Here is a 6036-nt window from a genome sequence, read left to right on the forward strand (position 1 = left end):
ATTTAATGCATGAACCTAAGTATGAACCAGGAAGAATTAATCCTATTAAAGCATTTCTAGTCTATTATTGTAATTTATTATTTGCCAAATTATCGGATAAGGTCTTAATACCAAGTGATGAAGCATTAAGTAGAGCTAAAGAATTTGTTGAAATCCAAAAAATTATTAAGGTTAATTTGACATTTTCATCTGAGTTAGAGACAAACTTGCAAAAAAACTTATTACAGTTGAAGCTTACTTGGGATAATTACAAAGTTTTCTCATTGCTTGGTACGATAGCAAAAGATAAAAATCCTCAAGGTTTTATATCACTTGTCAATTCTATCAGTAAGAATTACCCAGGTAAGGCTCGATTTATTCGTGGCGGTCGTGACATAGGTATAGATGTAAATTACGACGAAGAATTAATAATTAAATTTCCTGGCTACATGACAAATTCTGGCAAGATTTTTTTGTTACATACAACACATTTTGTAGTAGTTCCTTACTTTTTTTCAACGCAAAGTGCTGTTATACCAGAAGCGTTAAAATTTGGGAAGATACTAATCGTAAATGATATTCCTGCCTTCGCTTATTTAAAAGAATTAAAATCTGTATTTATGGTTAACTTTAATGATGAGTCGGCACTGTTACAGTGCATTAACCATTTGTTTAGCATGAATGTAAGCGAATACAAATTTCTTTACTGGGAATCGGTAAAATATTTCCAAAAACATCACTCGGATGATTATCTCTCAAAGATTATGAACAAAATTGTATGATTCTCTTAAGATAATTACGAGTGCTTTCTCAAAGGAATAATAAGAAATTATGTTAGATAATTTACCCACCATTTCTCTTGCCATTCCCACCTACAACGAATCAGCTAATATAGAACGAGTAATCAAAGGTTTCTTAGCAACAGAATATCAGAATTTAATTGAAGTCATAATCGCTGATGGTGGGAGTAATGACAACACTCAAGAGATAGTAAAAAGATTATCTACACAAGATTCCCGAATTAAACTCATACATAACCCTTTAAAGGTTCAATCTGCTGGACTAAATCTCATATTACAAGAATGCAGGGGTGATATTTTCCTTAGAGCCGATGCTCATTCAGACTACGCTCCTGACTATATAGAAAAATGTGTAGAAGCATTACTAGAATCCAAAGCTCTAAATGTGGGTGGAGCGCAACGTTTTGCCGCTAAAACACCTTTTCAAGCGGGAATAGCTCTAAGTTCCAAGAGTATTTTAGGCAGTGGAGGAGCAAAATATAGAAACCCAAATTATAACGGTTATGCAGAAACTGTTTATTTAGGATGTTTTTGGAAGAAGGCTTTGAAAGAAGTATCAGGTTATTCAACAGAAGCAACTGCTAATGAAGATGCGGAACTCAACCAAAAACTACTTAAAAAAGACCAAAATGCAATCTACATCAGTTCCAAAATCCGTGTTTGGTACTATCCCCGAAAAACATTCAAGTCTCTCTATATTCAATATTTTAAATACGGTCGAGGTCGTTATTTAACCAGCATTAAACACTCTATTAAGTCCCAAATAAGAGGCATAGTACCATTTTTGGTAATATCATCAATAACTTTATTGTTGTTAATTGATTTACTGTTTCCTCGACTGGGGCTACCTATGGAAATATTAGTTATCTTAGGGCTATTATTGCCATTTTTAGAAAGTTTGCGAGTCAACTTCAAATTAGGAACTAGTTTCGAGTCAGAAATTTGGCGGGGTGATAAAGATAAAATACCATCATTCCTAAGTCGCTGGTTTTTATGTGGAATAGTCTTATTAACAATGCCAATTGCTCATTCTTTAGGTTATGCTTATCAATTAATTAGGCATAAGATTTTGAGAGTTAGTGCCTGGTAGAGTTCGCTTCTATTGTGATATTACGTTTGATAATCACCTCTAGGCGGGGAGCGGAAAATGTCTTTGGAAATTTACGCCGTATTGTACTAGAGCGATCGCTAAAACCAGCCATACTAATCTATACTTGCCCTTTCTAAAAATACTACTCATAGCGATCGCGTCAGCAGTTCGCCATTGAAATCTCACTAACAACTACTCACGAGATAAATTACCTTACCTATCCTCAAACTTTCTTTTCCTGTGCTAAAGTCAAAACCTGCACATACAGCCGGTCTGAAATTCTCATTTCCTATGCTTGCATCTCATTTAAAACATCCTTAACACTAGCCAACACACCCTATAGTGTACAAATTGTATAGGTTAACAGAAGAGGAGATTAAGATAATTCAGGATAGTATAAAACAGAAATAACTGGCGATCGCTATAATAAAACTAGACTAATTAACTTGTAACTTATCATGGAAAACATTACCATTCAAGTTGACCCAGAAATTGCCAAAGCGTACCGAGAAGCAGAACCAGAAAAACAGCAAAAAATCCAAATATTTCTCAACATAATGCTGCAAAAAGCAGTCAGTCAAAAACCACTCTTAGATATCATGGAAGAAGCGAGTCAACAAGCCATTGCTAAGGGAATGACCCCGGAAATTTTAGAATCTATTCTCAAGGATGAAAACTAACCGTATCGTAATTGATACAAATGTAATTGTCAGTGCATTAATCTTCTCTAAATCTACCACAATGCAAGCTCTTAGAGAAGCCAAACAAAACGGAGTAATCTTAATTTCTGTGGAAATTTTATCAGAATTAATTGATGTACTCAGTCGTCCAAAATTTGACCGCTATCTATCGAGAAAAATTCGTGAAGACTTTTTAGCCAGTTTAGCTAGAGAAACAGAATTAATCACAATTAATGAAACAATTGATATTTGTCGAGATCCTAAAGATAATAAATTCTTAGAATTAGCCATTTCTGGAAATGCCACTCATATTATCACAGGAGACAAAGACTTATTAGAACTGCATCCTTTTCGAGATATCTTGATTGTTACACCGAGTCAGTTTTTAGATAGTTTATCTTCAGACCCGCATCAGAGATTCTGACTTGTCACCGGCTGAAGGTACAGCAAGAGGTGTAACCACAATCCCTTGACTACTAAGGACAATAGTAGCGAACTGCTTGCAGCAGCGCTTACGCGATCGCTATCCTCACAGGAATTATAGTAGATAAACCAAGGGCGATCGCTAAAACCAGCCATACTAATCTATACTTGCCTTTTCTAAAAATACTACTCATAGCGATCGCTTCAGTGCTGCTGCAAGGAATTCTCTAAAACCAGCCTAATCTATACTAATATTAATCATGGCGATCGCTTTGGTTGTTCAAAATTTTGCAAAAGTTCATTGCCCCATCTTATTTAGTGTATTTTAGAGAAAGTATTAGAGTAAGTTAAATTTTATGTTTATGGCTGCCAAGCATTTAAGCACTCACTTTCTAAATGAAATTACTAACCGACTGGTGAGCGCGCTCGAACCAGAACAGATTTTTTTGTTCGGCTCTTATGCTTACGGTGAACCGACTGAGGATAGCGATATTGATTTATTGGTGATTATCTCAAAATCAGATGAACCACGCTATCGTCGAGCGCGTCAGGCATATAAAGCTTTGCGTGGTATTGGTATTCCAAAAGATATTCTGGTGATGACCCGCTCAGAAGTTGAACTCAAGGCTAGTGTAGCCAACTCACTAGTCAATCAAGTAATACGTCAGGGTAAACTCCTGTATGGATAACGCAAAATTTGCAGAAACTAGACAGTGGTTATACTGAAAACGGTTTATAGTTTAACCAAATATAGAACCCCTCTCCAAACCTCTCCCCGCAACGGGGAGAGGCTTTGAACTTGTTTTTTATATCATAAAAAAGTCCAGATTTTAGACGTTTTGAGTATAATCAAGAGCCAGCGAGATTTTAAAGCTGCCTATGTGTTACTTAATAGTCAGTAACCCAGCCCTAAAGGGACTGGGCTTGCAAGAGTAATCAAGCAAGCCGCACTGACCAGACCACCCTGAGTTTACTCTCATGGTAGCCGTTATTCGAGTCACGACACCTCGGAATGCGTAGCCCCTTCGGGGTTCAGCAGTCGCTCATGGGGGAAACCCCCAAGACCTCGCTGCTTCACTAGTTCCCCGCTCTGTCGCTGTAAGTTAAACAGTTCTAAGGTCACTGGAACAGTGGGCAGTTTGGTGAAAAGCGATCGCGTAAGCACTGCTGCAAGGAGTTCTCTAAAACCAGCCTAATCTATACTTGCTGATAATAATATAATATTAATCATGGCGATCGCTAGTTCAGATCACAGCAATTCTCATTTTAAGGTTTCATGACATTTTAATCCTTACATTCTTATGGTTTTACAATTCTTAACGAATCCGGCGATGTGCCTCCGACAAAGTCAGAATCGCGGATTATAGGGATTAAAAGATTGGGCGGATTAAGTTGTTTGCTATGATAAAAGTCACTAAAATTATCAGTAGGTAATCCAGTTATACTAAACACGGGTGAGATTTAAACTTTTGCCAAATGACAAAGAACCCAGATGTGTAGGAGTAAAGCAAGAGCTTCATTGGTGTCAACTTAAGCTCAAATCCCTACCACATCTCGTTCCTAGTCTCTGACTAGGAATACAGTTGATGAGGCTCTGCCTCTAATATTATTGAAGGCAGAGCCTTCTAGAATTCATTCCCAGTCAGAGACTGGGAATAAGATGACTTGAGTTCTTTGCGGGATAGTAAAACAGGCGGTTAGAAACCGCGTCTACACAGGCAAAACCCACCTGCGTGGGTTTCAATCCTTGATTTTTCCTTAGTCCGCGCAGGCGGACTTTGTTTGTGTAGCCGTGAATTCCATTCGCCAGGGCTTAAGTTGACACCATTAAGCAGTGCTAAACCCCTGCACATCTGGGTTCTTTGTCATTTGGCAAAAGTTTAAATCTCACCCGTGCTTAGATATGATGCCAGGAACGAGACTTGAACTCGTGACACGAGGATTTTCAGTCCTCTGCTCTACCAACTGAGCTATCCCGGCGTGGGCTGTTTTATTCACCACCGCTACTAAATTTAGCATGATAAAAAAGATTAGTCAAGGGGTTATTGAAAATAATTTTTAGCTAATCTTCATTGTCAACTTCACCCAGCTAAACACAGTCACAAATACCAGAAACTGCACAAAAACAATACTTGGTCCAGAAGCCAGGTTAAACAAACCAGAAACCATCATTCCCGCAATACTACTGCTACAGCCGACAACCACCGATAGAATCAGGAAGCGGCTGAAATGGTGACTCATAAGTTTGGCTGTAGCAGCCGGAATTACCAAAAACGCATTTACTAATAAAACACCAACGGCTTTAATTGCTACAGCTACGGCAAGAGAAAGCAAAACAACGAATCCATAGCGATATAACTGTACAGGTATGCCTTGCACTTGAGCAACGTCGGGATTAAGAGTTAACAGAATCTGTTGCGGCAGAGTTGATAATAAAAAAACGCTACTACCAACAAGTACCAATAGCGTCAAAATTAAATCTGTGTTATCTATAGCCAAAATATCGCCAAATAGTACCCCCATTAAGTTACCGCGATATCCTTTAATAAAACTGGTGAGAATTACACCGATTGCTAATGCCCCAGATAGCACTATGCTGAGAACGCTATCACTAGCCAAATCAGTTTTATCAATTAGGTAGAGAACAACAACTCCAAAGATTAAGGTAAACGGGAGTAACATCCAGGCAGGATTAGTGTTGAGTAACACGCCTAATGCCACACCTACCAAGGCTGCATGACCAACGGCATGACTAAAAAAGGATAATTGCCGTAATGTAACGAAACTGCCCAATAACCCGCCTAAAATGCCCATTAACACAGCACCCATAATGGCACGCTGCATAAAGGGAAATTGTAATAAATTCACCAAGTCATGATAGTTAATGGTCATACTGAGAGGAGTTAGGAGTTCAGGAGTATGGCTAACGCCAAGCTGCGCTATCAGGAGTATGGCTAAAGCCATGCTGCGCTATCAGGAGTTCAGGAGAAAGAAGTTCAGGAGAAAGAAGTTCAGGAGAAAGAAGGAAGAAATTTCTCCCCTACTCCCCCTACTCCCCCTACTC

At 38.4% G+C, this 6036-nt stretch carries 7 protein-coding genes and 1 tRNA gene; 5 read left to right on the forward strand and 3 right to left on the reverse strand.

From position 1 onward, the window contains the following. A partial coding sequence (locus IQ228_RS18960) for a glycosyltransferase (protein WP_193963931.1) occupies positions 1 to 761 on the forward strand: 761 nt, incomplete at its 5' end. A gap of 49 nt (positions 762 to 810) precedes the next feature. Next, on the forward strand, positions 811 to 1869 hold the full coding sequence (locus IQ228_RS18965) for a glycosyltransferase family 2 protein (protein WP_193963933.1): 1059 nt from the start codon (positions 811 to 813) through the stop codon (positions 1867 to 1869). Positions 1870 to 1908: 39 nt separating this feature from the next. Here IQ228_RS18965 and IQ228_RS18970 read toward each other — a convergent pair whose 3' ends face one another. Next, positions 1909 to 2055, reverse strand: a complete 147-nt coding sequence (locus IQ228_RS18970; RefSeq protein WP_193963935.1) for a hypothetical protein — start codon at positions 2053 to 2055, stop codon at positions 1909 to 1911. Positions 2056 to 2327: 272 nt separating this feature from the next. Here IQ228_RS18970 and IQ228_RS18975 point away from each other — a divergent pair, with 272 nt between their 5' ends. The 3 genes from IQ228_RS18975 (at position 2328) to IQ228_RS18985 (ending at position 3661) form a co-directional block, all read left to right on the forward strand. After that, on the forward strand, positions 2328 to 2549 hold the full coding sequence (locus IQ228_RS18975) for a hypothetical protein (protein ID WP_039199730.1): 222 nt from the start codon (positions 2328 to 2330) through the stop codon (positions 2547 to 2549). Next, the gene (locus IQ228_RS18980) at positions 2539 to 2973 is read left to right on the forward strand and encodes a putative toxin-antitoxin system toxin component, PIN family (RefSeq protein ID WP_168465828.1); all 435 of its coding nucleotides are present in this window, start codon (positions 2539 to 2541) and stop codon (positions 2971 to 2973) included. The genes IQ228_RS18975 and IQ228_RS18980 overlap by 11 nt, the downstream gene beginning before the upstream one ends. A 355-nt stretch (positions 2974 to 3328) precedes the next feature. Then, complete coding sequence (locus IQ228_RS18985) at positions 3329 to 3661, forward strand: nucleotidyltransferase domain-containing protein (protein ID WP_228043953.1); 333 nt, start codon at positions 3329 to 3331, stop codon at positions 3659 to 3661. A gap of 1218 nt (positions 3662 to 4879) precedes the next feature. Here IQ228_RS18985 and IQ228_RS18990 read toward each other — a convergent pair. Then, positions 4880 to 4952 (reverse strand) — tRNA-Phe (locus IQ228_RS18990). Between the two features lie 78 nt (positions 4953 to 5030). Beyond that, on the reverse strand, positions 5031 to 5864 hold the full coding sequence (locus tag IQ228_RS18995; protein WP_193963937.1) for a metal ABC transporter permease: 834 nt from the start codon (positions 5862 to 5864) through the stop codon (positions 5031 to 5033). Between the last annotated feature and the right edge of the window lie 172 nt (positions 5865 to 6036).

Origin of the sequence: Dolichospermum sp. LEGE 00246 (assembly GCF_015207865.1) — a bacterium.
Taxonomy (GTDB): domain Bacteria; phylum Cyanobacteriota; class Cyanobacteriia; order Cyanobacteriales; family Nostocaceae; genus Dolichospermum; species Dolichospermum heterosporum.

Bases quoted from the DNA above. Each gene is read 5' to 3' on its own strand.
- IQ228_RS18965 (WP_193963933.1), top strand. From the start codon at position 811: ATGTTAGATAATTTACCCACCATTTCTCTTGCCATTCCCACCTACAAC.
- IQ228_RS18980 (WP_168465828.1), top strand. From the start codon at position 2,539: ATGAAAACTAACCGTATCGTAATTGATACAAATGTAATTGTCAGTGCA.
- IQ228_RS18985 (WP_228043953.1), top strand. From the start codon at position 3,329: ATGTTTATGGCTGCCAAGCATTTAAGCACTCACTTTCTAAATGAAATT.
- IQ228_RS18975 (WP_039199730.1), top strand. From the start codon at position 2,328: ATGGAAAACATTACCATTCAAGTTGACCCAGAAATTGCCAAAGCGTAC.
- IQ228_RS18995 (WP_193963937.1), bottom strand. From the start codon at position 5,864: ATGACCATTAACTATCATGACTTGGTGAATTTATTACAATTTCCCTTT.